This is a genomic window from Bradyrhizobium sp. LjRoot220, assembly GCF_964252915.1.
Classification (GTDB): domain Bacteria; phylum Pseudomonadota; class Alphaproteobacteria; order Rhizobiales; family Xanthobacteraceae; genus Bradyrhizobium.
This window is the reverse complement of record NZ_CAXUPS020000005.1, coordinates 52,691-77,590: the sequence shown is the minus strand read 5'-3', so window position 1 is coordinate 77,590 and position 24,900 is coordinate 52,691. Positions and strand designations below refer to the sequence as shown.

Annotated in this window: 23 protein-coding genes; 10 read left to right on the top strand and 13 right to left on the bottom strand. The window is 63.4% G+C overall.

The genetic code is table 11. From position 1 onward, the window contains the following. Positions 1–32: 32 nt before the first annotated feature. Positions 33–587, top strand: a complete 555-nt coding sequence (locus ACSQ84_RS21635; protein WP_436213736.1) for an ActR/PrrA/RegA family redox response regulator transcription factor — start codon at positions 33–35, stop codon at positions 585–587. Positions 588–759: 172 nt separating this feature from the next. Here ACSQ84_RS21635 and ACSQ84_RS21630 read toward each other — a convergent pair whose 3' ends face one another. Beyond that, positions 760–1,518, bottom strand: a complete 759-nt coding sequence (locus ACSQ84_RS21630; protein ID WP_436213735.1) for an SDR family NAD(P)-dependent oxidoreductase — start codon at positions 1,516–1,518, stop codon at positions 760–762. Positions 1,519–1,866: 348 nt separating this feature from the next. Between ACSQ84_RS21630 and ACSQ84_RS21625 the strand changes: the two genes are divergently transcribed. Beyond that, positions 1,867–2,637, top strand: coding sequence for an SDR family oxidoreductase (locus tag ACSQ84_RS21625; RefSeq protein ID WP_436213734.1), 771 nt, complete (start codon positions 1,867–1,869; stop codon positions 2,635–2,637). Between the two features lie 20 nt (positions 2,638–2,657). Here ACSQ84_RS21625 and ACSQ84_RS21620 read toward each other — a convergent pair whose 3' ends face one another. The 8 genes from ACSQ84_RS21620 to ACSQ84_RS21585 all read right to left on the bottom strand — a co-directional run bounded on the left by ACSQ84_RS21620 (position 2,658) and on the right by ACSQ84_RS21585 (position 10,096). Continuing rightward, positions 2,658–3,434, bottom strand: coding sequence for an SDR family oxidoreductase (locus tag ACSQ84_RS21620; RefSeq protein ID WP_436213733.1), 777 nt, complete (start codon positions 3,432–3,434; stop codon positions 2,658–2,660). Positions 3,435–3,647: 213 nt separating this feature from the next. Next, on the bottom strand, positions 3,648–4,007 hold the full coding sequence (locus ACSQ84_RS21615; protein WP_436213732.1) for a hypothetical protein: 360 nt from the start codon (positions 4,005–4,007) through the stop codon (positions 3,648–3,650). 80 nt (positions 4,008–4,087) lie between these two features. Beyond that, positions 4,088–4,531: a DUF6766 family protein gene (locus ACSQ84_RS21610; RefSeq protein ID WP_436213731.1), complete on the bottom strand. Its 444-nt coding sequence runs from the start codon at positions 4,529–4,531 to the stop codon at positions 4,088–4,090. Between the two features lie 108 nt (positions 4,532–4,639). Next, positions 4,640–4,999, bottom strand: coding sequence for a hypothetical protein (locus ACSQ84_RS21605; protein ID WP_436213730.1), 360 nt, complete (start codon positions 4,997–4,999; stop codon positions 4,640–4,642). Then, complete coding sequence (gene ctaD, locus ACSQ84_RS21600; protein WP_436213729.1) at positions 4,996–7,530, bottom strand: cytochrome c oxidase subunit I; 2,535 nt, start codon at positions 7,528–7,530, stop codon at positions 4,996–4,998. Before ctaD ends, ACSQ84_RS21605 begins: the two co-directional genes overlap by 4 nt. Further along, entirely contained in the window at positions 7,527–8,453 is a 927-nt protein-coding gene (gene coxB, locus ACSQ84_RS21595) for a cytochrome c oxidase subunit II (RefSeq protein WP_436213728.1), read from the bottom strand. The genes ctaD and coxB overlap by 4 nt, the downstream gene beginning before the upstream one ends. Then, entirely contained in the window at positions 8,450–9,565 is a 1,116-nt protein-coding gene (locus tag ACSQ84_RS21590) for a c-type cytochrome (protein ID WP_436213727.1), read from the bottom strand. Before ACSQ84_RS21590 ends, coxB begins: the two co-directional genes overlap by 4 nt. 3 nt (positions 9,566–9,568) lie before the next feature. Further along, positions 9,569–10,096: a cytochrome c oxidase assembly protein gene (locus ACSQ84_RS21585; protein ID WP_436213726.1), complete on the bottom strand. Its 528-nt coding sequence runs from the start codon at positions 10,094–10,096 to the stop codon at positions 9,569–9,571. Between the two features lie 442 nt (positions 10,097–10,538). Here ACSQ84_RS21585 and ACSQ84_RS21580 point away from each other — a divergent pair, with 442 nt between their 5' ends. The 5 genes from ACSQ84_RS21580 (at position 10,539) to ACSQ84_RS21560 (ending at position 16,544) form a co-directional block, all read left to right on the top strand. Then, the gene (locus ACSQ84_RS21580) at positions 10,539–11,507 is read left to right on the top strand and encodes a magnesium and cobalt transport protein CorA (RefSeq protein ID WP_436213725.1); all 969 of its coding nucleotides are present in this window, start codon (positions 10,539–10,541) and stop codon (positions 11,505–11,507) included. Between the two features lie 83 nt (positions 11,508–11,590). Beyond that, positions 11,591–13,036 (top strand): DUF5107 domain-containing protein, encoded by a 1,446-nt coding sequence (locus ACSQ84_RS21575; RefSeq protein ID WP_436213724.1) that lies wholly within the window; start codon positions 11,591–11,593, stop codon positions 13,034–13,036. A 68-nt stretch (positions 13,037–13,104) separates the two neighbouring features. Beyond that, positions 13,105–13,938 carry an AraC family transcriptional regulator gene (locus tag ACSQ84_RS21570; protein ID WP_436213723.1) on the top strand — a complete coding sequence of 278 codons (834 nt, stop codon included), beginning with the start codon at positions 13,105–13,107 and terminating at the stop codon, positions 13,936–13,938. A gap of 128 nt (positions 13,939–14,066) precedes the next feature. Next, the gene (locus ACSQ84_RS21565; protein WP_436213722.1) at positions 14,067–14,924 is read left to right on the top strand and encodes a 3-hydroxybutyryl-CoA dehydrogenase; all 858 of its coding nucleotides are present in this window, start codon (positions 14,067–14,069) and stop codon (positions 14,922–14,924) included. Between the two features lie 183 nt (positions 14,925–15,107). Beyond that, positions 15,108–16,544 (top strand): FAD-binding protein, encoded by a 1,437-nt coding sequence (locus tag ACSQ84_RS21560; RefSeq protein ID WP_436213721.1) that lies wholly within the window; start codon positions 15,108–15,110, stop codon positions 16,542–16,544. An 86-nt stretch (positions 16,545–16,630) separates the two neighbouring features. Here the strand turns inward: ACSQ84_RS21560 and ACSQ84_RS21555 are convergent, their stop codons facing one another. After that, on the bottom strand, positions 16,631–17,524 hold the full coding sequence (locus ACSQ84_RS21555) for a LysR family transcriptional regulator (protein WP_436213720.1): 894 nt from the start codon (positions 17,522–17,524) through the stop codon (positions 16,631–16,633). 58 nt (positions 17,525–17,582) lie between these two features. Beyond that, positions 17,583–18,068: an MmcB family DNA repair protein gene (locus tag ACSQ84_RS21550; protein WP_436213719.1), complete on the bottom strand. Its 486-nt coding sequence runs from the start codon at positions 18,066–18,068 to the stop codon at positions 17,583–17,585. Between the two features lie 159 nt (positions 18,069–18,227). On the opposite strand from ACSQ84_RS21550, the gene ACSQ84_RS21545 reads away from it, so the two are divergent. Then, positions 18,228–19,364: a vWA domain-containing protein gene (locus ACSQ84_RS21545; RefSeq protein WP_436213718.1), complete on the top strand. Its 1,137-nt coding sequence runs from the start codon at positions 18,228–18,230 to the stop codon at positions 19,362–19,364. A gap of 141 nt (positions 19,365–19,505) precedes the next feature. Further along, complete coding sequence (locus ACSQ84_RS21540) at positions 19,506–20,216, top strand: MBL fold metallo-hydrolase (protein WP_436213717.1); 711 nt, start codon at positions 19,506–19,508, stop codon at positions 20,214–20,216. Positions 20,217–20,399: 183 nt separating this feature from the next. On the opposite strand, the gene ACSQ84_RS21535 is transcribed toward ACSQ84_RS21540, so the two are convergent. Then, positions 20,400–21,614, bottom strand: a complete 1,215-nt coding sequence (locus ACSQ84_RS21535) for an extracellular catalytic domain type 1 short-chain-length polyhydroxyalkanoate depolymerase (RefSeq protein ID WP_436213716.1) — start codon at positions 21,612–21,614, stop codon at positions 20,400–20,402. A gap of 126 nt (positions 21,615–21,740) precedes the next feature. Beyond that, positions 21,741–23,150, bottom strand: coding sequence for an MFS transporter (locus ACSQ84_RS21530; protein ID WP_436213715.1), 1,410 nt, complete (start codon positions 23,148–23,150; stop codon positions 21,741–21,743). Between the two features lie 164 nt (positions 23,151–23,314). Between ACSQ84_RS21530 and sthA the strand changes: the two genes are divergently transcribed. Then, the gene (gene sthA / locus ACSQ84_RS21525) at positions 23,315–24,706 is read left to right on the top strand and encodes a Si-specific NAD(P)(+) transhydrogenase (protein ID WP_436213714.1); all 1,392 of its coding nucleotides are present in this window, start codon (positions 23,315–23,317) and stop codon (positions 24,704–24,706) included. Positions 24,707–24,900: the final 194 nt, after the last annotated feature.

Below are 24,900 nucleotides of genomic sequence, written 5' to 3'. Positions count from 1 at the left end.
TTGTTGAACCGCAACCCGGGGGATACCCGACCTTGAACGCCATCGCCGAACTGAACGATCACACCGACCGCTCACTCCTGATCGTCGAGGACGACAAGCCATTTCTGGAACGCCTGTCACGCGCGATGGAAAGCCGCGGCTTCGCGGTGACGTCGTGCGATACCGTGTCGGATGGTCTTGCCCAGATCGGCCGTTCCGCGCCGGCTTTCGCCGTGGTGGATTTGCGGCTCGGCGACGGCAACGGGCTCGACGTGGTCTCGGCGCTGAAGCGCAAGCGCCCCGAGGCGCGCGCGATCGTGCTGACCGGCTACGGCAACATCGCCACCGCCGTCACGGCGGTGAAGATGGGCGCGGTCGACTATCTCTCGAAGCCTGCCGACGCCGATGACGTGGTCGCAGCCTTGCTCGCCAGCGGCACCGAGAAATCCGAACTGCCGGCCAACCCGATGTCGGCCGACCGCGTGCGCTGGGAACACATCCAGCGCATCTACGAAATGTGCAACCGCAACGTCTCGGAAACCGCGCGGCGCCTGAACATGCACCGTCGCACCTTGCAGCGGATCCTGGCGAAGCGCGCGCCGCGGTAAGTTAACGGCAGCCAGCCAATTCACACTCGGTTGTCGTCCCCCGCGCAGGCGGGGGATCCAGTACGCCGCGGCCTATCGATTCAATCACTGCCGCCTCTGGGATACTGGATCACCCGCTTTCGCGGGTGATGACAGTCGTGGTCGGGACACACACCTCCCCGATCTCGCGGCCTCACACCCTTCCGCCGTCGACCACATAATGCTGACTGGTGCACGCGCTCGCTTCTTCCGAGGCCAGGAACACCGCGACCCTGGCTATGTCGTCCGGATAGAGTTTGCGTTTGAGGCACTGCGCCTTCATCAGGTCGGCCTCGCCTTGCGGCGTCAGCCACTTTTCGAGCTGGCGCTCCGTCATGATCCAGCCGGGAGCGATCGCGTTGACGCGGATATTCCAGGCTCCGTAATCGCGCGCGAGCCCGCGCGTCAATCCAAGCACGGCTGACTTCGACGCGGTGTACACCGGCATCCCGCCCTGCCCGGTCATCCAGGAGATCGATCCGAAATTGACGATGGCGCCGTCTTTCGCGGCTTGCATGTCCGGCAGGACGGCTTGGGCGGCAAAGAACTGATGCTTCAGATTGACGGCAATTCTGTCATCCCAATATTCCGGGGTAACGCTTTCGGTCGTATGCCGGTCGTCATGCGCGGCATTATTGATCAGCACGCGAATCGGCCCAATGCCAGCCCGAAGCCGGACAATCGCGGCACGCAGCTGATCGATGTTGGTCACGTCGCAATATTCATACTGGACCGAAAATCCCTTTGAGGCGAGTTCATCGACCAAGCGCGTCGAAGGATCTCTGGCGATGTCCAGGAAGCCGACTTTGGCCTTCTGCCGCGCAAAGGCATGCACGATCGACGCGCCTATCCCCGATCCACCACCCGTGATCAGTACAGCCTTACCCTCAAGATCTGGATAAATTGCAGCCATCGAATGATCCACCGTTTCTTGATGCCGGCCCGAGCGCTTCAACAGACGCAGGCGCGTGCTGCCGGATTCTATTTCGAGTTCAAGACCCGCCGTGCAGCGACGGGTAGACCACAACTACCGGCGTTCGTCATCCCGGCGCAACTCCCCTGACGGCGGGCGCCGCCCGGTTTTGGAAACGGCTTCCTGACCCGGCTTATTGGCATGCGGCTGCAGCAGGGTTCGATGGAGAGCATGCAGGCGGCCGGAAATCGTGCCATATCTGACGATGCGGCGCCGCATCCGTCGGGAATGCGAACGATATCTTCAACTCCGGCCCATTCTCAACGGGCGCAACCAAGGAGAAAACGCATGGCAGGAATCCTCGATCGCAAGGTAGCACTGGTGACGGGCGGCGCCTCGGGCATCGGCCGAGCGACGGCGCTGGCAATGGCGCGCGAGAGCGCACGCGTTGCGGTGGCCGACCGCACCGAGGAGAGCGCGGCTACAACCGTCGCCCTGATCAACGCCGCTGGCGGCCAGGCAATCGCGATCGGCGGCGACGTCACCGCGGAAGCCGAAGTTGCTGCGATGGTTGCGCGCACCGTGGCCGTCTACGGCCGGCTCGACTGCGCGTTCAACAATGCCGGCGTTGCCGGAGGATCGGTTGGCCCCGGACGCCAGCGCCTGCACGAACTCAGCCAGGTCTCGTTCGACACCATGCTCGCGATCAATCTCACCGGCGTGTGGCTCTGCATGAAGCACGAGATCGGGCAGATGCTGGCGCAAGGCGGCGGCGGCGCCATCGTCAACACCGCGTCGATCGCCGGACTGATCGGTCTGGCGACATCCGGACACTATGTGGCAGCGAAGCACGGCGTGGTGGGACTGACGAAAACCGCGGGAATCGAATACGCGCAAGACGGCATCCGCGTAAACTGCGTCAATCCCGGCTACGTCACCACGCCCATGACCAGGGAGGTGATGGAAACGCGTCTCGATGCCGTGATGGCGAAGGTGCCGATGAACCGCATGGGCGTGCCTGAGGAGATCGCGGAAGCCGTGGTCTGGATGTGCTCGGACAAAGCGTCCTTCATGACCGGCGCGTCGCAGGTCGTCGACGGCGGGTACTACGCGGCTTAAGACGCGCTGATTCAGCACGCTCAAGTCTTGTTGATCGATACGCCGCCATCGACCAGCATCGCGCTGCCGGTAATGAAGGTTGCGGCGTCTGACGCCAGGAAGAGTGCCGCACGGGCTTGCTCGCCCGGAGCAGCGATACGCTTCAAGGCGTGCATATTGCGCACGAAGGCCTTCATGTCCTCCGTGGTGGCCATCGCGTCGGCCGCCGCGGTCTGAGTGCCGCCGGGGAGCAATGCGTTCACCCGAATGCCTTGCGGTCCGTACTCGACGGCAAGTGCCTTCATCAGACCGATCTGGCCGGCCTTGCTGGCCGCGTAAGTGGCGGCGCCCGGCATCGCGGCCGTGTAGCCGACGAATGAACTGACGAAGATCAGCGACCCGGCGCCGCGGTCCAACATCGCGGGTATCTGATACTTGGCGCCTAGAAACGCGCCGGTGAGGTTGGTCGCCATCGTCTCGTCCCACGCCTTCCGAGTCACGTCCGGCGTTGCTCCCTTCGGTCCAAGCACCCCGGCATTGTTCACCGCGATGTCGAGCCCGCCAAATCGTGATTTGGCTTCCTCCACGAGGGCGCGCGCAAAGGATTCATCGGATACGTCACCTGCGAATGCGCGAGCCGCGCCGCCTGCGGCCTCAATCTCCCGAGTTAGCTCGTCGAGCAATTCCCGGCGCCGTGCGGCGACAACGACGCGAGCCCCTTCGGCCGCAAATAGCGTAGCGATTGCGCGCCCGATCCCGGAGCTCGCTCCGGTGACGATCGCCACTTTGCCGTTCAATGCCATGCCTGTGGTGCCCATTGCGGTTCTCCAATTTGTTTGAGAACACACAATGTGTCGAAACCGCCTAACCCTATCCACCCGATATCCGACATGCCTGGCGGAGCACGGCAGGGCATCAAGCGCGCACTGGATCAACCGCTCGACCAGAGTGATTTTCCGGATTTGATTTACGCGCGTACCGCCCATCGGCAACCGATGTGCTGCGAACCGTTGCCAAGCGACAGATGCGGCTTAGTCTGCGCCCGACTTTACCCGATCGCGCTCTTCATTGGCGTAATTTGCCTTTGTCGCCTGATCGGTGAGCTGCTTCTCCGCGCGTGAGCGGCTTCTATTCCGCATGATTCCGTAGGCCAGCACGAGACCCAGAATGGCCGCGCCGATGAACCACAGTGCCACGGGGATATGGGAAGCTGTTTCGACGGGGAGTCCCTGCGCGGCGACTGTGCCTGGAAAAAAGGTCAAGGCGAGAGCGAGCAACTGCAACATACCCGCCTCGGCATTCCGCGGACGGTGCTCGCCGACATCTGCCGCGGCCAAGGCTTCGGCTTGGGCCGGTAAGCCATTCGGTTTCAAGCGCTCCTGATCAGCCATGGCGCATGTCTCCCTGGTGGATTGGGACAACCCGCCACGGTCGGTTAGGTTTCAATGGGTGCAACCAACCGGGCAATATTTCAGGCAGCATCGGTCCGGCGACTGACGCCTTTCTCCAGCATTCGAACGAAGCGATGATCGGTATGCCGGCCTTCATATTCATCGTCGATGCCCTTGATGAGCTGATCGCCTTTTTTGGGTTCGACCGCCAGCAGGATCGCATCGATCTTGGCTTCCATGCGATCGTCGCCTTCTTTCGATTGTGGTGAGCCGACGTGGAGCAGGATGGCGAGCCCTGCGACCTGCCAAAGCAGCTGCAGAAATTCGGACTGCCAGTTTTCCAGCGTGTCTCGCATCATCTCCGCGGCATAGCCGCCGAACTCGATCGGTTGCTGCAGCGCCTGTTGCTCGTTCACATAGGCAAACCAGCCAAACACCCAATGGCCGGTCAGCGTGATGACGAAAAACGATGCGGTGACCCAGGCAAAGCCGTATCGCTTCCAGATTGACCTGCGCTCCATCATTTTGTGCCCTCATCTCTTCGCCGGCGTCGCCCAGCTACGCCATGCGGGAACTCCGGAACTGTGCACGCTTGTTTCCGGACAACCGCACCGATAGGGAGGGGTTCCCGCCTACCTCGCCGCCGCCGCGCAGACAGGCATCAAGGCAACAGGAAGCGCGCTCCACATCACGCCAATCGCGGACAAGAGCGCGAGCAGCAACGTGGTCTGGCGCAAGAATGCCGCGCCGGTGTGCTCGTCCGGCGGGTCTTGCACGCGCCGCATCGGAGCTATGGCGAGCATCGCAAGGGCACCGAGCGCCGCGATCGTGGCCACGGCGCCGAGCCACACCATCGCTTGTCCCGAGCCGGCCGGCGCCGTGCAAATCAAGGCCTCCGCGCCGTACAGGAAAGCAAGGTGCAAGAACCAGACGGCCGGCCCCACGAAAAGGCGCAGCAAATCGGCGAGCGGCCGGGTGCGGGGCGCGGTCATGCGATCCTCGGAAAGCCGTGCACGAGCAGCAGGCCGAACAGGCCCTGCACGACCGTGTAGTGCCAAAGCAGCGCGAGATTGTCGAAGACGACGCGGCGCCTGCGGTTCAGCATGCCGGCGAGGCGGCGCGCGATGGCGAAGCCCGCCATGACGATGAGCGCCAGCACCAGCTGAAGCTGCAGGAACGATGCCATGTAGGCGAGTGCGCCATGGGCATCCGCCTCCGGGCGAAGCCCGGCGCGCCAGTGCGACAGGATTTCGGCGCCGAGGCTTCCGCCAAGCAACAGGGCCGCGACGGCGACCCCGCCGATGAAGGCGGCGCCGTTGCGCGATTGGAGAGAAAGAAGGCGGCCCGCAAGGACGATCAGGCCGCTGCTCGCGGCGAGCATCATCGCCGCGAGGATGGGCCACCATGACGGCGGCATTTGCTCCGGTTTCGGCCAGACCTGCGGCGAGACCGTCCAGAGGAAGAGATAGGAGAACACCAACGACAGGTAAAGCGACCCCGCCACCAGGAGGAGAACCACCATCGCCCACCACGAATGCGAGAGCGGACCGCTGACATAGGTCGGCACCTTGATGCCATGGCCGATATCGGCCCGAGGCAGTGGCCCTGGATCGCTGCTCCACATCCAGATCAGGATCATCGTGAGCGCGAGCGCGCCGGAGACAAAGGCGAGCGTCACGTATTTCACGGTGAGCAGCATGAAGAAGCCGGCGGTGAACACCGCGCCTAGCAACGGCGGCCAGCCGTCACCCGGCAGACGCTGAAGCGCCTCCGGCGTGGCCTCGATCGGCGAGGTAATGATGGTTTCGCGCCGCCCCGTCACCGTGCCCGGCAGATAGTGGCGTCCCGCTTTCGACGCTTCCGACAGTCCTGGCTGATCCCATAACGGATCGCGGCTGGTCACGAAGGGAATGCTGCGCGGCCCGTAGACGTGGTTGTGCAGCCATTCGAGCGAGGCACCCTTCCAGACGTCCCCGGCAGGATCGGACAGCGCCGGCCGCAGATGGCGAGCAAGATCGAACAGGAAGACCAGCACGCCGGCCGCGAACAGAAATGCCCCGACGGTCGAGATCATGTTGAGAACGCCCCACTCCGCGACCGCCGGATAGGTATAGACGCGGCGCGGCATGCCCATCAGCCCGGAGATGTGCATCGGAAAGAACGCGACGTTGAAGCCTGCGAACATCAGCGCGAATGTCACCTTGCCCAAGCGTTCCGAGAGCGCCCGGCGACTGAATGCAGGCGCCCAGTAGTAGAAGGCGCCGAACAGCGGAAACACCATTCCGCCGACCAGCACGTAGTGGAAGTGCGCGACCACGAAATAGCTGTCGTGAACCTGCCAGTCGAACGGCACCATCGCGACCATCACGCCGGTCAGCCCGCCGAGCGTGAAGATGAACAGAAAGCCGAGTACGAACAGTGAAGGCGCCGTCAGCTGCAGGCGGCCGGCCGCGATCGTCGCGATCCAGGCAAACACCTGGATGCCGCTCGGGATCGCGACCGCCATGCTGGCCGCCGAGAAGAAGCTCAGCGAAAGCGCCGGGATGCCCGTGGTGAACATATGATGCACCCACAGGCCGAAGGAGAAGAAGCCGGTCGCGATCAGGGCGACGACGATCATGCGGTAACCGACCAGCGGCGTCCGCGCCATCGTCGGCACGATCATAGACACCATGCCGGCGGCCGGAAGAAAGATGATGTAGACCTCCGGGTGGCCGAAGAACCAGAACAAATGCTGCCACAGCAGGGCGTCGCCACCCTTCTGCGGAATGAAGAACGGCCAGCCGAACGCGCGCTCCAGTTCGAGCAGCATTGTCGCGAGGATCACCGCCGGAAACGCGAACACGATCATCCCCGCGAAAATGAGCATGGTCCAGGCGAGCATCGGCATGCGGTCGAGCGTCATGCCGGGGGCGCGCGTGCGCAGCACGCCGACGATCAGTTCGATCGCGCCCGCGATGGCGGAGATTTCGATGAAGCCGATGCCGAGCAGCCAGAAATCAGCGCCCAGCCCGGGCGAATACTGCGCGCCGGTCAGCGGCGGATACATGAACCAGCCGCCCGAGGGCGCGACATCGTAGAACAGCGTGCCGAAGAAGATCAGCCCGCCCACGAAATAGACCCAGAACGCAAACGCACTGAGGCGCGGAAACGGCAGGTCGCGCGCGCCGAGCATTTGCGGCAGCAGCAGGATGCCCATCGCCTCGACCACCGGCACGGCGAACAGGAACATCATCACGGTGCCGTGCATCGTGAAGATCTGGTTGTAGGTCTCCGGCGACAGGAATGTATTGCTGGGTACGGCGAGTTGAAGCCGCATCAGCAGCGCAAGAATTCCCGCGAGCAGGAAGAACAGCACCGCCGTGGCAACATAGAAGTAGCCCACAGCGGTGTTGTTGACCGCGGTGACGATCCGCCAGCCCTTCGGCAGTTCCCAGGCGGCCTTGAGCGCTTCGAGTTCGCCACTGGGGCGCGGCAGCTTGTTCGGGTGGCCGGCGAGGCGCGCTTGTGAAGGCTCGCTCATCGCAGGCTCATGAGATAGCCGACCAGTGCCGTCTCATCGGCGGGCGAGAAGATGCGAAATTCCGGCATGCGGTTGCCCGGCTTGAGGTGCTGCCCGTCGCGGATAAAGCGCGCGAGATTGTCGGCCGTGAGCGGCACGGTGTCGATGCCGACGGATCCGCGCGCCGCCAGATGCGTCAGGTCCGGACCGATCGCACCCGCCGCACCGGTGCCGCGCACCGCATGGCAAGTGCCGCAACCGGCCGCCAGAAACAGCGATTGGCCGTGCCGCTCCAGCTCGGTTGCACCGGCAGCCGCCGGACCGGCCTCGCGGGCAAACCATGTATCGTATTCGTCGCGCGGCATCGCGATGACTTTAAAACTCATCAGCGCGTGCGGGCCGCCGCAATATTCGGCGCACTGTCCGCGATAGACGCCGGCACGTTCGGCGGTGAGCCGCAGGCGCGTAATCCTGCCGGGGAGCATGTCGACCTTGCCGCCGAGGCTTGGGACCCAGAAGCTGTGGATCACGTCGGCCGCCCTAAGCGTGAAATCGACCGGCTGCCCGACCGGAATTCGAATCTCGTTGGCGCTCGCGGCCGGCGCCGGACCATCGTAAACGACGCGCCACCACCATTGCTCGCCGGTCACCTCGATGCGCAGGGCATCGTCCGTAGGTCCGGTCTGGGCGCGGGTGAGCCATATACCACCGCCGAGCAGGATCGTGAGCGTGGCAACCGGCAAGGCAAGGCCGAGCCCCATGATGGTGCGCTCGCGGGCGAGCGCCTCACGGATACGCGGTGAGCCGCGCATGGCGAGCCAGATCGCGGTTATGACCAGCGCAAGGATGAGCGAACCGAATCCGAACAATATCCAGGCCAGCGTGGCGATCTGCCCGGCCTGCGGACCGTGCGGCACCAGCACGGATTGAAGGAAGCCGTTCATCGCGGGCCACCGGCACGAGGGTCGCCCGAAGCGTAATAGGCCGCGACGTCTTCGATCTGCCGCTCACTCAGCGCGCGCGCGATTGGCGCCATGATGGCTTCACCCGCCGTGCCTGGCGCGAGGCCATTCTTCCAGAGCCGCAGCCGGTTGAGCAGGTAGCCGAGGTTTTGCCCGGCAAGGCGAGGATAGGTTTTCAAGGCCTCGTTGCCATGGCAGCCGGCGCAGGCCGGGATTCGTGCAGCCGGATCGCCATTCTCCGCGAGCGTGCGGCCACGCGCGATCGCGGATGCGTCCGTTGGTCCCTCCGGAGCCGGCGGCGCCTTGAGAGCCGCATAGTAGTCAGCCACGCGCCTGAAATCGTCGCTGGCAAGGGCGCGCGCGACCGGCTGCATGATTCCGCTGGCGCGCTGCGCACTCGTGTAAGCCTGAAGCGACGCGATGATGAATTCCGCCGGCTGGCCGTGCAGGATCGGGACGAGCGAGCTGGCGGGCCTGCCGTCGCCTGCGCCGTGGCAGCGCGCGCAGGCGCCGACCGCAGGGGCCATCGTCTCGCTCGTCGCCAAGCTCTGGCCGCTCTGCGGCGGCACCGGCAGGCCGCCAAGCGCGAGGTCGCGGTATTGCGCCGCGTCGAGGCGCGGGAGGCGGCGCAGGAAGGCGGCGAGTGCCCACACCTCGTCGTCGCGCTGCTGAGCCGACCAGGCCGGCATGCCGGTGTATTTGATGCCGTGCTTGATGATCCAGAACAGCTCGCGGTCGCGCCAGGTCCGCATGTTGGTCGCAAGATCGGGCGGCGGCGGCAGCATGGCCCGCGCGACCGGGCTGATCGGGATACCCGGAGCGCCGTGACAATAGGCGCAGCCGCTGTGGAAATGCGCAGCGCCAAGCGTCACCAGATCTGCATTGCCGAGCGGCGGGACCTCGATGCCGAGCGCGTGGGTCTTGACCGAATTGCGCATCGCGAATGTCAGCACCCATTCGGTCACCGCCCAGTGCCCGCGGCTGGCCGCGACGGTGTAGAGGCCCGACCACATGAACAGGAAGCCGAGGAGCAGCGCTGCCAGCCCGGCTATCAGGATGAAGCGGATGATGCGCGCGGGCGGGGCGATGCGCATGAGCTAGCCGGCAGGTCGTTGGATCGGCGGCACCGCACGCGACGGCTGGTCGGCGCCGATCAAATGAACCGTCATGACCACGGCCGCAACGAGATAGCTCAGCGGGCACGCCGCGAGCATTAGAAGACCCGCCAGGTGCTGATCGTCGAGCCCGTGCGCGGCATGCGCTGCGGACCCGTAAAGCGCGCGTGGCGCGAACACCAGCAGAGCCGCGAGCAGGCAAAACAGTTTTGCGGTGGCCAGAAGGGCCGGAATAGCCTGCCAGCGGGAGGCACCGGACAGCGAGAACAGCGACATCCAGAACGCTGTCGCAGCCAACAACAAAGCGGCGTGGGATGCGATCATCACCCCCGGCACGTCCGCGCCGAGGCTCTGCACCACCGGCAGATGCCAGCCCCACAGCAGCGCGATCTGGGCAAAGGTCGCAAACCAGAGCAAGGATACGCCCCGCGCGGCGAGCTTCCACCGCGCAAGCCCGACCGCGGCCAGCAACGGTGCCCCGACGTTCATGACGAGGATATGCACGGCCATGTGCCGCGCATGAGGACCAAATTCCATCAGGGCAGCGAGAACAGCGCCGATCCCGAGAACGCTAGAACCGCTCGCGACCAGGGCAAGGACCTGCGGAGACCGAGATTGCATGGCCCTCACGCCTGCAAAGCAGCTGAACCCAAATGCGACGCAATTAAAGTCAACGGTTCCAGCGTGAATTGGTTTCATGCTGGATTGACGTTGGCCGGAGGCGTCGCGGCACGCCGCCGGGGGATGTCAGTTGCCCGGCCACCGGGGACGTAGTCTGGGCCCAGCTTGGCGGCGTGAAGGCGTCAAATCAGGATCGGTGCATTGCCTTTTCTTGGCTCCCGGGGTTCAAACGGCCCACCGGGGAGATGCGGAATTTAAGCTTCATGCGGCTCGCCAGGCGATTTATGGTGGGATTGTACACCCCGCTCAATCGGTCCGGAGGAAGCGCGTTGTGAGCGTCGTGGCAGCCCACCTGTATCGCAGCGGCAAGAAAGTAAAAGCCGTTTCGCTGGACGAGCCGATCGATTGCAAGAAGGGCAAATCCGAATTTGTCTGGATCGGATTGTTCGAACCTTCGGAACAAGAACTCAAACAGCTTGAGAAGAACTATGGGCTTCATCCGCTTGCGATCGAGGATGCGCTCAAAGCGAACCAAATGCCGAAGGTTGACGTGTACGGCGACCAGCTGTTCGTGACGACGCGCACCGCTCATCTCGAGCACGACCGCATCGCCTACGGCGAAACCGCAATTTTTGTCGGGACGAACTTCATCATTTCGGTTCGCCATGGCTCCGCACGGGCGCATAGCGGCCTCCGCGCTCAACTCGAAGCGGCGCCGAGCTTGCTGGGCCATGGCCCAGACTACGTTCTGCATGCCATCCTCGACTTTATCGTTGATGGCTATCTGCCGGTGGTCGAGACGATCGAGGAACGCGTTCTGAACATGGAGCAAAGCGCCCTCGACAGCTTCCTCAGCCGCGCAGAGGTCAAGCGACTCTTCGGGCTGCGCCAGGAACTGATCCGCTTCAAGCGAATCATCGGTCCCATGACGGAGGTCTGCAGCCGCCTCGTACACCTCGAGTCTCCGTGCCTCGACGCCAATGCTCGCCCCTATTTTCAGGACGTCCTGGATCACGTGCGGCGCGTCGAAGCGATGGTGAACTCGTTGCGGGACGTGTTGACGTCGGTCTTTGAGGTGAGCAATTTATTGGAGCAGCAGCGTCAGGGCGTGATCACGCGGCAGCTGGCCGCTTGGGCCGCGATACTGGCCGTACCCACCGCGATCGCCGGGATCTACGGCATGAATTTCGAAAATATGCCCGAGTTGAAGACCCAATACGGCTACTTTGTCGTCGTTGGCATTATCGCCCTGCTTTGCACCGTGCTTTACCTGCGTTTCAAACGCGCTCGATGGCTTTGAGCCGGCGGGAGAAATCGCACCTATCGCCTCAACAAACCAGCCGTGGCGCGATAGGATCGCCCGGTCCTTCGAAGGCGACGTCAATGGCAATTGCGGCTCCCACGCATATCGGTCTCCGCTTCACGGCTGGAGTGGTTTCGGCGATGCTCGCATTTCATGCCGCGCACGCGGCATCGCCCGGGCCAGACCAGGTATCGCTCAGCGAGCAGACGGTGCATTGGAGCACCGTCCAATACGCGACCTCCGAGGATAACGGACTGGTCAGCGGGTCGCCCGACAGGAACACCATCGTCGACCGCACGTTCAAAACCCGCGGGCTCGAGAACCGCTACCTGAAGGTCGTGCTGCTGCCCGAATTTGGCGGGCGCATTCTTTCCATCATCTACAAGCCGACCGGCCACGAACAGCTCTATCGTACCGAAGTGGGCGTGCCCTATGGAATCGGCGCCGGCAATTTCTATTACGACTGGCTGATGGTGTATGGCGGCATCTTCCCCACGTTTCCGGATGCCGAGCACGGCAAGACATGGCCGAAACCGTGGGATTTCAGGATCGTGAAGGAAGGTGCCGGCGAAGTGACGGTGGCGATGTCATTCACGGATAATGTCGTGTATGCGGCGGCACCGGACAAATTCAGGAAGCGTGCGAGCGGCATCGAAGCGACCTACTATGTCACGCTGAAAGCCGGTCGCGCCGCGGTCGATGCGCGACTGGTATTGAAGAACCCGCACGACAAGGCAATCCCGTACGAGTACTGGACCTGCGCGACGCTGGCGCCGGGTTCGGAGCCGAACCATCCCAGGACGACCGGCGGCGCCGAGATCATCGCGCCGATCACAGCCTACCGCACGCCCGCCTGGTCGAAACACTTGTCCGACGGCGACGAGCGTGCGGGGGCGGGCAACAGCCGCTTCGAAAAGCTGCGCTACTTCAAAAATTGGCCGACGATGGGCATCGCCTATGCCGCGCCGGATATGCAGGGCGGCAATTTCTGGGGCGTGATCAACCACGACAATGAAGAGGGGATCATCCGGATCGCCGACAATACGATCACGCGCGGCCTGAAGATGTGGACGTGGGGATTTCCCTCCTTCACGAACGAAACCGACCAACGCCGGGACCCCAACCCGGCGCGGCCCTACATCGAATTATGGGCGGGGGTTTCCGACGAGTTCTTCCACAGCGCCGAGTTTCCGGCGCGGAGCGAAGTGTCCATTGCGGAAACCTACAGTCCGACCGTCGGCATGAGCAATGTGACGCATGCGAACGAAAGCATCCTGATCAATCTTTCGGCCGAGGCGTCCGGCGTCACCCTTCAGTTGTTCAGCATCGAACCGGCGACGCCATTGCGCGTCCTCATGAAACACGGCGACGCTGTCTTGTTCGACGATGCCGTGACAGCCGACCCGAAAAACGGAAATCGCATTTTTGCGTCGTTTCCTGACGCCGGCAGCGCCGAACAGGTCCAACTGACGATCAGGACCGCGGAAGGCAAGGAACTGATCGCGGCCGAAGCGAAGATGAAATGAAGGATTGCCGGCGAGATTGCGCAATCCCAATCAAGCGAAGCCGATCGCCGCTTGCTAAATGAAAATTCATGTCACTGGCTGCAAAGACAATCTGGATGATCGAACGAAATCTCGGCAACGAGCTTTCGCTGTCCGAGATCGCCGACGGATGCGGCGTGTCGAAGTTTCACATGGCGCGCGCATTCGAAGCCCGCGTCGGCATGCCGGTGATGCAATATGTGCGGGCGCGCCGCCTCAGCAACGCGGCTGAGAGGCTGGCCGAAGGTGCTGCCGATATCCTGAGCGTGGCGCTCGACACCGGCTATGCCTCGCATGAGGCGTTCTCACGTGCGTTCAAGGCGCAATTCGATTGCACGCCTGAAGCGGTGCGACGGCACGGAACAACGGAGAATCTGAGCATGATGAAACCCGCAAGCATTCCGAATACGGCGTCAGCCAACGGAAGCATCGAGCCCCGGATCGAAAAACAGGGGCCGTTGACCGTGGTCGGGCTGTCGCGCCAGCAAAGCCTGGCGAACATGCAGGCGATCCCCGGTCAATGGCAGCAGTTCATGACCATGTACGAGGATATCGACAACAAGGCCGAACCTATACCGGTGAGCGTCACCACCGGCATGGATGGCGACGGCAATTTTTCATACCTGACGGGCGTCATCGTGTCGTCCGCAGGCAGCCCGCCAAAGGGCCTCGTTGCCGTGAGCGTGCCCGCGCAGACCTACGCGGTGTTCACACATATCGGACACGTCTCCGAAATCGCGAGAACCTACGCAGCGATCTGGGACCGGTGGGTACCGCAAAGCGGCAAGGTCGTTTCCGACGGACCGTGGCTCGAAAAGCATCTGCCGACATTCAATCCGCGAACCGGTCTCGGCGGCATCGAGATATGGATACCGGTGACGTAAACCGGGCGTTCGCCCCGCGTGATTCCTGCCTCAGCCGGTTTTGACCGGTTTTGCTCCCGGCCGCCGTCTGCTAACGGTAAGCCAGACGACGGCCGAAGCCGGTGTTCAGCAATGGAGGCACGCAAGCAATGATTGAAACGATTGGCATCATCGGGGCAGGAACGATGGGCAACGGTATCGCGCAGGTCTGCGCGGCGGCCGGGCTGCAGGTGACGATGATCGACATCTCGGATGCCGCGGTGGCGCGGGGAATGGCGACGGTCACTGGCAGCCTCGAGCGCCTCGTCAACAAGCAGAAGATGACCGATGCCGACCGCCAAGCCGCGTTGGCGCGCATCACCGCGACGACGGACAATGGCAAGCTTGCCAATTGCGACCTCGTGATCGAAGCGGCGACCGAGCGGGAGGACCTGAAGATCAAGATCCTGAAGGACCTTTGCGCGACGCTGAACCCGCGCGCGATTGTCGCGACCAACACGTCCTCGATCTCGATCACGAAACTGGCGGCCGCGACCGACCGTCCGGACCGCTTCATCGGCATGCACTTCTTCAATCCGGTGCCGCTGATGGCGCTGCTGGAACTGATCCGCGGTCTGCAGACCTCCGACGACACCCACGCCAAGGCCGCCGATTTTGCAAAACGGGTCGGCAAGGTGCCGATCACGGCGAAGAACAGCCCGGGCTTTGCGGTCAACCGCATCCTGTGCCCGATGATCAACGAGGCGATCTTCGCGCTCCAGGAGGGGATCGCGACCGCCGAAGACCTCGACGCCGGCATGAAACTCGGCTGCAACCATCCGATCGGCCCGCTCGCGCTGGCCGACATGATCGGCCTCGACACGATGCTGTCGGTCATGGAAGTCTTCTATGAAGGCTTCAACGATCCGAAATACCGGCCCGCGCCGCTGCTGAAGGAAATGGTCGCCGCCGGCCATCTCGGCCGCAAGACCGGCAAGGGATTTTACAATTACGGCAAGTCCGCTTAAGCGGTTTTCAGCCCCCTAAAAAAGCAGATGGTCCGCTCTGGCGGACCATCACGCGGGAACCGTCGCTGCCAATTCTCCCGGTTTGCGGGAATGTGCATCCCGGCCCCCGGCAATTGTTTCACGTCATGAGCGGCGCCAACTTCGAACTTGGCGCTGGGTATTCCCTTAAGAAAGGAACGCTTCATGACGACCGATCGACGCACATTTCTGGGCGCCGGCCTTGGCGCCACCGCGACAATTGCCTCTTGCACGCATGGATTGATGGGGGCGGCGCAAGCCGATCCCGATCACGCGCAGCTTGCTGGCGATATCAGTTGGGACCCAAGCGTTCGCGCCGCCGCGGCCGGCGATTTCGGCGGCATGATTCACAAACAGCCGCGCGCGGTGTTCAAACCGGCCTCGGCCGCGGATATCGCCCGGCTGATGCAATGGGCCAGGGATCGGGGATTAAAAGTGGCCGCGCGCGGGCAAGGCCATTCGATCTACGGGCGTGCCCTCGCAGAAGACGGCGTCGTGATCGACATGGGTGCGATCGACAAAATCCATCACGTCCAGCCGGACCGCATCGTCGTTGACGCCGGCGCAACCTGGAAAACCGTTTTCGAAGCAACGATGGCGCAAGGGCTCACGCCGCCCGTACTCACCAATTATCTCGGGTTGTCGGTGGGAGGCACGCTGGCGGTCGGCGGAATCGGCCCGATGTCGTCGCGACATGGGATGCAAACCGACCATGTCAGCGAATTCGATGTGGTGACCGGCGATGGACGCGAACTGACCTGCTCGGCCACCTCCAATGCCGATCTCTTCAACGCAGTTCGCGCCGGCCTGGGCCAGTGCGGCGTCGTCACGCGGGCCACGCTGGACCTGGTACGCGCCCCGGAGCGTGTTCGCCGCTATCAGCTTTTCTATCGCGATTTGGCGTCGCTCACGGCCGACCAACGCCGCGCATTGAACGAAGCACGTTTTGACCAGGTGCAAGGAGCAATACTCCCCGGCGGCAGCGGCGGCTGGCAATACCAGCTCGAAGGCGCGGTATTTTACGGCGGCGAAGCGCCTCCCGATGACCGCGCCGTGCTGTCCGCCTTGTCCGACGACCGCAAGCTGGCCATCATCACCGACGTGAGCTACCGGGACGACGCGCTGGCGTTCGCGAAGTTCGAGCAATTGCTGCGGTCCAAGGGCCAGTGGACCAACCCGCAGCCCTGGCTTCTCACCTTCCTGCGTGGCAGCAACGCCGAACAGATTGCCGGCGAGGTGCTCGACGGAATGAGCGCCGCGCATATCGGCCCGTTCGGACGGATGACCTATTATCCGCTGCGCACGAGTGCATTTCGCACCCCGCTGGTTCGCCTCCCGGACGAAGAGATCGTGTTTCCATTCAATCTCATCCGCATCCCGGCGTCCAACGATCCGCTCGCAGCCGGATTGATGGTCGCGCAAAACCGCACACTGTACGATCGCATTCGCAAGGCCGGCGGTGTGCTGTATCCGGTCAGCGCCTTTTCCATGTCGCCCGCCGACTGGCAGGATCATTTCGGCCCGCGCTGGCCGCAGCTTAGCGAAGCCAAGCGGTGCTACGATCCGGCGAACCTGCTGACACCGGGTTACAATCTATTCTGAAGGCTCTTTTGTTTGACGCGTTTTCTTCACGCGAACCGGTATCCATCCCGCATCAAGTGCGGGACAGGCTTTCGCTTGAAAACGCTCTAGAGCAAATCGGCCTTCAAGCCATTTGCCAGGAAGTCCACGAAACGCCGGGTTCGTTCCATCGGCGCCTTCGTGGGAAGCCAGACCAGCTGGATCGGCATGCCCTCGTCTTCGAACTCCGACAGCACGATTTCGAGTACGCCCTGCTCAACCGGCTCCCTGATCTGCCACAGCGGCAGCCGGGCAAGGCCAAGGCCTTCGGTTGCCGCCGCGCGCATCGCAGCCGCGCTGTTGGTGCGAAACCGACCGTTCACCTTTATCGCCTGCTCCCTGCCGCCGATGCGATACGGCCATTGATCGACCGCGTCCGTGCCGGACCGCAGAATGCAGGCGTGGGTGATGAGATCCTTCGGATGCTTCGGCCGGCCACGATCGGCCAGATACGCCGGCGCTGCAAAGGTCACGACCCGCAATGCGTGCAATCGGCGCGCAATCAGCGAATCGTCAGCGGATTCGCCGATACGCACGGCAACATCGAGGCCCTCTGCGAGGAAGTCGACTTGTTCGTCGGACGCCCGCAATTCGATCTCGACATTCGGGTAGAGCATCAAAAATCGGCTGACGATCGGCGCAACATAGCTGGATGCGAACAGCACGGGGGCGCCGACCTTGAGCCGGCCCGACACCTCGCCGCGCGCATTGGCGGCTTCGTTCCGCGCCGCAATGATCTCGGCGACCGCCGGCTTGACCCGTTCGTAGAACACCCGGCCGGGCTCCGTGGGTTCCGAGCGCCGCGTCGTGCGTTTGACGAGCTCGACGCCGACGGCGCGCTCCAGCGCGATCAGCGACCGGTTGAGGGATTGCAATGGACGTCGAAGATGGCGCGAGGCCGCCGCCTGGCTGCCCTGTTCGATGATCGCCAGAAAAGCTTCAAGATCGTCTAACCGTTCCACGTTGGCATCGCTCTTCTCCAACCGGAGAGGTAATTCGCGTTGGCGGTGTGATCGGGTGCTAAAACTCCGCGTGACCCTGCGGATCGACCAGCCGGTTGATCCGCTGCGCGGCAGCAAGCGCGAACCGCACCGTCATCAGCTTGCGGGTCGGCGCGGTCAGGCGATGCTCAGGCGCTTCGCAGTGCAGATGGGCGCCATAGGCGTCCGCGATGATCAGGCCGGTGCCTTCAGGGAAAATCTCGCACGGCAGATCCTGGGTGAAGGCAAAGAACAGCCGGTCGCAATGCATCCGGTAATCCTGCCATTTCTGGTCGGCGCGCAGATCCTCCACCGAGGACTTGATCTCGACGATCCAGATTTCGCTTCTTTCGTTCAGCGCCACCAAATCGGCCCGCCGTCCCGAGGGCAGCGGCAGTTCGCTGATGCAGGAAAAACCCAGCGTTCGCAGCATCCTGGCGGTGCCGCGTGCGATCGCCAGCGCGGTCTCCGACTGGCGGCGGTCCGGCGGCGGTGCGAGGCTGACCTGGCGGGCGGGCGATTCCATGCGCCCTAGCCTATCCGATTCCGGGGCGGTCGCCATCGGGCGGCGGTGCGGAATGCGCCGCAAATTCGTACCCAGCCCGCCTTGATTCGGACCACAGCCCACCGCGAAGCCGAGGGAACTTTGGTTCCGAGGGACGGAACATATGGAGGAGGAGAAACCATGAAGCAACGCTTCAGGTATCAACGCATCACGCTTCGCTCACTGGCATTCGCTCTCGCAACCCTGCCCCTGACCGCCGGCCTGTCACAGGCCCTCGCCAAGCCCGCCGTCGAAGTCGCGTTCGTTCTGGACACCACGGGCTCGATGGGCGGCCTGATCGAAGGCGCCAAGCGCAAGATCTGGTCGATCGCGACCGCGATCGTCGATTCCAATCCCGACGCCGAGATCCGCATGGGCCTCGTCGCCTATCGCGACATCGGCGACGACTACGTGACCAAAAAGGTCGAACTGACGCGCGACATCCAGGATCTCTACGCCAATCTCCTGGAGCTGAAAGCCCGTGGCGGCGGCGACTGGCCCGAAAGCGTCAACGAGGCGCTCGACATCGCAGTCAACAAGCTGCAATGGACCGACGGCGGCGACGTCAGGCGCATTGTGTTCCTGGTCGGCGACGCGCCGCCGCACATGGACTACGCGCAGGACACCAAATATCCGGTGACGCTGAAGGTAGCAAAACAAAAAGACATCATCGTCAACGCGGTGCTCGCCGGCACCGCCGCCGACACCGAACGGGTGTGGCGCGACATCGCCCAGAACGGCAATGGCCGCTTCATTCCGATCCCCCAGGATGGCGGACAGGTTGTCGTGATCGAAACGCCGTTCGACGAGGACATCATCATCCTGCAGCGCGAGATCAACGGCACCGTGATCCCCTACGGACCGCGCGCGATGCAGAAGCGCACCGAAGACAAGACGCAGCAATTGTCGAGGGTGGCGGCAGCCGCACCGTCGCAGGCCTCCGAAATGGCTAGCTATCTCAACAAGCGTTCCAGGGCGACATATGAAGCCGTCACCGGCGACGGCGATCTGGTCGCTGACGTCTCGGCCGGCCGCAGCAGCTTTTCCTCGATCAAGGAGGAAGACCTGCCGGACAATTTGCGCGCGATGAAGCCCGAGCAGCGCGTCGATGAAGTCAACAAGCAGATGAGCCAGCGCAAGGCGCTCAACGACAAACTCGGTGCACTGGTGGCGAAACGCGACAGATACGTCGCCGAAGCGCGCGCCAAGGCGCCAACGAAAGCGTCATCGTTCGACCGCGTCGTCGAGGATACGCTGAAGGCGCAGATCGAGCGCTGACGAAGCCGCGAATACCTGTCGTCGTCCCGGCTCAGGGTCGGGACGACGACAGGCGGCTGTTCCCCTCTAGTACGCAAATCTTTGCGAATCTTTCCCGAATCTTTCTCTTGGCGAGACGCCAAAAATCGGCAATCTGCCGCCATGACCCAGAAAAACCACGACCAAAACCACGACCAAAATCCGAACCAAGGCCAGAGTGAAACTCCGCCGAAAGCCGGCGCGATCATCGTTCCGGTGACGCTGTTCGAACAGAACTGCACCATCATCTGGCACGAGCCCTCGAAGAAAGCCGTGGTGATCGACCCCGGCGGGGACGTGCCGAAAATTCAGGCCGCGATCCAGCAGACCGGGGTTACGGTCGAGAAGATCTGGCTGACGCACGGCCATATCGACCATGTCGGCGGCGCTGCCGAACTGCGCGATGCGCTGGGTGTTAAGATCGAAGGGCCGCACATCGCCGACAAATACCTGCTCGACAATGTCGTCTCGAGCGGCGAGCGGTTCGGCATGACCGGCGTGCGTAATTTCGGGCCCGACCGCTGGCTCGACGAGGGCGATCAGGTCTCGATCGGCGATCTGACCTTCGACATCCTGCATTGCCCCGGCCATTCGCCGGGCAGCGTGGTGTTTTTCAACAAGGAATTGCGCTTCGCCCATGTCGGCGACGTGTTGTTCGCGGGCTCGGTCGGGCGCACCGATCTGCCCGGCGGCAGCCATGCCACGCTGATCAACTCGATCAAGGAAAAGCTGTTGCCGCTCGGCGACGATGTCGGCTTCGTCTGCGGCCACGGCGCCGGCTCCAGCATCGGCCAGGAACGGATGACCAACCCGTTCCTCACCGGCGAGATGTGAGTCGCAACTAGAATCAGATCGGGGTGGCGCGCTCGCTATCTCCCGTCATCCTGAGGTGCGCGCTCTTGCGCGCCTCGAAGGATGAGAAGGGCCCGTGACCCATCCTTCGAGGCTCGCTACGCTCGCACCTCAGGATGACGTCCGGTTCAACAACTTCGCTGATGTTCCGCGAACGACCGCGTGTTATTTCATCAGTCCGGCGGCGGTCAGCGCGCGGGTGATGACGCCGCCGACGTCGATGCCGCGGCGGCGCGGGGCCTGCGGCTTGGCTTGATGCGCCCGTGTGGCCCGCGGCCACAGCACGGTCGCAAGATCCGGCTCCGGCGCGGGCACCGGAACGGTCATCGCGATGGCGCGCTCGCGCGAAACTCCCGTCGGGGCCTTGGCAGGGGTCTTTTGCTCGACCTTGGGCTGGCGAATCCGCTCCGTCAGGCCGAAGAAATTCGCGATGTGGTAGGACGACGAAATTCCCGCCTCGATCAGGAACGCGCCTTCCGCGCCATACGGCTCGTCGTTGCCGGCCACGCCAAGCGGCGTGCCGTGGGCCATGTCGGTGATGGTGTAGGACTCGACGATGGTCTCGCCGTCGGCATTCCACCAGACGTCGCGGGGATGGCCGTCGACTTCGCCTGACGACATCGGCTGATGCGGCAACCCGTGCAGATCGAGCCACTGCTTGACGATCTCGTCGGCGTTGGCCGGGTTGACGGTGCGGTCGGCGCTGCCGTGCCACACCGACACTCTTGGCCACGGACCCTTGTGCGCAGAGGCGTTGCGAACGAGATCGCCAAGTTCGCTCGCGGGGCGTGACGGCGACTGCATCATGCCGCTCAACGCTTCCCGCACGTTGCTGGCAATGCCGAAAGGAAGACCGGCGATGATGGCGCCGCCTGCGAACACTTCGGGGTAGGTCGCGAGCATCACCGAGGTCATGGCGCCACCGGCGGAGAGCCCGGTCACATAGATGCGGCGTGAGTCGATATTGTGATCGCCGACCATGCGCGCGATCATCTGCCGGATCGAATCGGCTTCGCCGCCATCGCGCACAATGTCTTCCGGATTGAACCAGTTGAAACAGGTGTTGGCGTTGTTCGAAGCCTGTTGCTCGGGCATCAGCAACGCAAAGCCGTAGCGCGTCGCCAGCGTCGACCAGCCGGTGCCGAGATCGTAGCCGGCCGCGGTCTGGCCGCAGCCATGCAGCACGACAACCAGCGCCGGCGCAGGCGAGAGGTGCTCTGGTACGAACGAGAACATCCGAAGCGCGCCGGGATTCGAGCCGAAATCGTTAATTTCCACCAGCGGGCTGGGTGCACCGCCCCGGCCATACCCAGCCAAGCCATTGAAGGCGTTGAGCTTCGAAAAATGGCGCAGGAATTCGACGTTCTTGACGAGGGACAAACTGCAGCTCCTGGGGATGATCGCTCTGACAACGACACATCAACCAGATAGTTGCTGCAGTGCAAAATAAAAAGACCGTGCACTGTCATTTCGCAGAAGTGAATTTTCGTTATCGACGTTAATTTGTCATCGGGCAGTCGCGCGCCGCATCCATGTCAGGAATGCGGCACATGCCATGATCGACACTGCGAACAGCGCGCACGCGGCGAGCAGCGCCAAGCGCGACGAGGCTGCCGCCTCGATCGCAAAGAACACCGCGCCGATGACGGCGACGCCCGCGGCATTGGCGATCTGCGCTGTGGTGCCGTACATGCCGGAGCCTGCGCCGGCGCTCGCGGGCTTGACGGTTGAGAGTACCGAACTCGACAACGGCGCCATCACCAGTCCCTGGCCGTAGCCGTAGATCGTCAACACCAATGCCAGCAGGATAGCGGACGGCGCACTGGTCCATTCGATAACAGCCACCAGCGCCGCGAGACCTGCGATCTGCACGGCACAGCCTTCGATCAGCACCAGCGTACCCCGATGCTTTGCGCGCACGCCGCCGTGGCGCGAAGCGATCACGAACGTCAGTGCCAGCGGAAGGAAGACCAGTCCGGCCTGCAGCGGCGGAATATGCAGCGCCTTCTGCATGAACATCGTCATGACCAGATAAAACGACAGATTGGCAAGGAAGAAACAGAACACCGCTGACAACCCGCGCATGAACGCCTGGTCCGACAACAGCGAAAGATCGATCAGCGGCATGCCGCCGCGGCGCGCGACGGAGCGTTCCAGCCGCAGGAAGCCGGCGATGACGATCACGCCGATGGCCATCACCAGCCACACCCAGATGGACCAGTGCAGATCGTGACCGAACAGCAGCGGGCCGATCAGGCACAACAAGCCTGCGAACAGCACAATGGCGCCAGGAATATCCAGCCGCGTGCCGGCGCGCCGCGGCGCCATCGGCATCAGCTTCGCTGCAGCGGCGATGATGATGACGCCGAACGGCACGTTGACGAAAAACACCGCGCGCCAGCCCCATCCTCCAAGGTCTGATGTCACCAGGATGCCGCCGAGCAGGAAGCCGGCCGCCCCGGCCAGACCCAGCACGATTCCGTAGATGCCAAAGGCGCGGCCACGCGCGCCATCGGCAAACAGCAGATGAATGGTGGCGAGCACCTGCGGCACCATCAGCGCCGCGGTCGCGCCCTGCGCCAGCCGCGCCAGGATGAGTTCGGGGCCGGACTGCGCCAGTCCGCACCACAGCGAGGTGACGGTGAAGCCGAACACGCCTGCGATGAACACGTTGCGCGTGCCATGGATATCGCCGAGCCGGCCGCCGGTGACCACCAGCGTGGCATAGGCGATCAGATAGACCGCGATGACGGCCTCGATCTGGGCTGCGCTTGCCTGCAGCTCGGCTGCAATGGTCGGGATCGCGACGTTGACGATGAAGGCGTCGACCCCGAACATGAATTGCGCGGACACCACGATCGCCAGCACCCACCAGCGGCGCGAGGAATCGACGCGGTTTTTGACGATCTGGTGCATGTTGCGCGGCCTTGTCCGAAATCCGTTGCACGCAACCGTTACAAGTTTCGATCATCCCGGCGATTACCCCTGAGGTAAGAGTCCCGGAATTTGGCCCGATTGCTGCATGGCAATCTGGCTTCCTGCATTTTTTTCAAAGCGTTTATGCGCCCGGGGCAGCCTTGATGTACGACTATGACATGCTGGTGATCGGGTCCGGCCCTTCCGGGCGCCGCGCCGCCGTGCAATTCGCCAAGCTCGGCAAGTCGGTGCTGGTGGTCGAGAAAGGCCGCCGGGTCGGCGGCGTTTCCGTCCACACCGGCACCATCCCCTCCAAAACCCTGCGCGAAACCGTGCTCAATCTGTCCGGCTGGCGCGAGCGCGGCTTTTACGGGCGCTCCTACCGGGTCAAGCAGGACATCGCCGCCGAGGATTTGATCGTGCGGCTGCAGAAGACGCTCGATCACGAAGTCGAAGTGCTCGAACATCAGTTCAGCCGCAATCTGGTGCGCACCGCGGCCGGCGAAGGCCGCTTTGTCGGCCCGCATCAGATCGAGGTGACGGCGGCGAATGGCGAGACCCGCATCGTGTCCGCCGCCCACATCCTGATCGCCTGCGGCACGCGGCCGTTCCGCCCCGATTACGTGCCGTTCGACAGCAAGACGGTGTTCGACTCCGATGAAATCATCGACCTGCCGAAGCTGCCGCGCAGCCTCGCCGTGGTCGGCGCCGGGGTGATCGGGGTCGAATATGCCACCATCTTCTCCGCGCTCGACGTTGCCGTGACCTTGATCGAACCACGGTCGACATTTCTCGATTTCATCGACAAGGAACTGATCGAAGAATTCATGCACGAGCTGCGCGACCGCAATGTCGCGCTGCGGCTCGGCTCGGCGGTGAACTCGATCGAGCGCAGCACAGGCGGCGGTATCCAGACCAAACTCGCCGATGGCCGCGTCGTGATGTCGGAGATGCTGCTGTTCGCGGCGGGACGCGTCGGCGCCACCGACCGGCTCAACCTCGGCCTGGCCGGGATCGAGGTCGATCACCGCGGCCGCATCACGGTCGATCCGCTGACGCTGCAAACCTGCGTGCCGCATATCTACGCCGCCGGCGACGTGATCGGATTTCCGAGCCTTGCCTCGACCTCGATGGAGCAAGGCCGCGTCGCCGCCTGCCACGCGCTCGGCATGGAGCCGTTGGCGCCGCCGGAATTCTTTCCCTACGGCATCTATTCGGTACCGGAGATCTCGACCACCGGGCTGACGGAAGAAGAGGTGCGGACCCGCGGCATCCCCTATGAGGTCGGCGTCGCGCGCTTCCGCGAGACCTCGCGCGGCCACATCATGGGGCTGAACAGCGGCATGATGAAGATGATCTTCTCGACCAAGACCCGCCGCCTGCTCGGCGTGCACATCCTCGGCGAAGGCGCCACCGAACTGATCCACATCGGCCAGGCCGTGCTCAACCTCAAAGGCACGATCGACTATTTCATCCAGAACACGTTCAACTATCCGACCCTGGCGGAAGCCTACAAGATTGCCGGGCTCGATGCGTGGAACAGGATGACAAGGTAGATACGAAACAACTCCCCTCGTCATTGCCTGCGACAAACGCGAAGCGTTTGCGCAAGGGAGCCAACGGGTCGCGCGAATGCGCGCCCGATGACAGGCTCCGCGACGAAGCAATCCACTCTTTCTTTGTGCGGCGCTATGGATTGCTTCGCTGCGCTCGCAATGACGGCCTCGGCTTCCGTCATGGCCACGTTCAC

Excerpts from the sequence above, each read along its gene's own strand:
- ACSQ84_RS21630 (WP_436213735.1), bottom strand. The coding sequence starts at position 1,518 with ATGGCTGCAATTTATCCAGATCTTGAGGGTAAGGCTGTACTGATCACG.
- ACSQ84_RS21625 (WP_436213734.1), top strand. The coding sequence starts at position 1,867 with ATGGCAGGAATCCTCGATCGCAAGGTAGCACTGGTGACGGGCGGCGCC.
- ACSQ84_RS21620 (WP_436213733.1), bottom strand. The coding sequence starts at position 3,434 with ATGGGCACCACAGGCATGGCATTGAACGGCAAAGTGGCGATCGTCACC.
- ACSQ84_RS21615 (WP_436213732.1), bottom strand. The coding sequence starts at position 4,007 with ATGGCTGATCAGGAGCGCTTGAAACCGAATGGCTTACCGGCCCAAGCC.
- ACSQ84_RS21610 (WP_436213731.1), bottom strand. The coding sequence starts at position 4,531 with ATGATGGAGCGCAGGTCAATCTGGAAGCGATACGGCTTTGCCTGGGTC.
- ACSQ84_RS21605 (WP_436213730.1), bottom strand. The coding sequence starts at position 4,999 with ATGACCGCGCCCCGCACCCGGCCGCTCGCCGATTTGCTGCGCCTTTTC.
- ctaD (WP_436213729.1), bottom strand. The coding sequence starts at position 7,530 with ATGAGCGAGCCTTCACAAGCGCGCCTCGCCGGCCACCCGAACAAGCTG.
- coxB (WP_436213728.1), bottom strand. The coding sequence starts at position 8,453 with ATGAACGGCTTCCTTCAATCCGTGCTGGTGCCGCACGGTCCGCAGGCC.
- ACSQ84_RS21590 (WP_436213727.1), bottom strand. The coding sequence starts at position 9,565 with ATGCGCATCGCCCCGCCCGCGCGCATCATCCGCTTCATCCTGATAGCC.
- ACSQ84_RS21585 (WP_436213726.1), bottom strand. The coding sequence starts at position 10,096 with ATGGCCGTGCATATCCTCGTCATGAACGTCGGGGCACCGTTGCTGGCC.
- ACSQ84_RS21575 (WP_436213724.1), top strand. The coding sequence starts at position 11,591 with ATGGCAATTGCGGCTCCCACGCATATCGGTCTCCGCTTCACGGCTGGA.
- ACSQ84_RS21570 (WP_436213723.1), top strand. The coding sequence starts at position 13,105 with ATGTCACTGGCTGCAAAGACAATCTGGATGATCGAACGAAATCTCGGC.
- ACSQ84_RS21565 (WP_436213722.1), top strand. The coding sequence starts at position 14,067 with ATGATTGAAACGATTGGCATCATCGGGGCAGGAACGATGGGCAACGGT.
- ACSQ84_RS21560 (WP_436213721.1), top strand. The coding sequence starts at position 15,108 with ATGACGACCGATCGACGCACATTTCTGGGCGCCGGCCTTGGCGCCACC.
- ACSQ84_RS21550 (WP_436213719.1), bottom strand. The coding sequence starts at position 18,068 with ATGGAATCGCCCGCCCGCCAGGTCAGCCTCGCACCGCCGCCGGACCGC.
- ACSQ84_RS21545 (WP_436213718.1), top strand. The coding sequence starts at position 18,228 with ATGAAGCAACGCTTCAGGTATCAACGCATCACGCTTCGCTCACTGGCA.
- ACSQ84_RS21540 (WP_436213717.1), top strand. The coding sequence starts at position 19,506 with ATGACCCAGAAAAACCACGACCAAAACCACGACCAAAATCCGAACCAA.
- ACSQ84_RS21530 (WP_436213715.1), bottom strand. The coding sequence starts at position 23,150 with ATGCACCAGATCGTCAAAAACCGCGTCGATTCCTCGCGCCGCTGGTGG.
- sthA (WP_436213714.1), top strand. The coding sequence starts at position 23,315 with ATGTACGACTATGACATGCTGGTGATCGGGTCCGGCCCTTCCGGGCGC.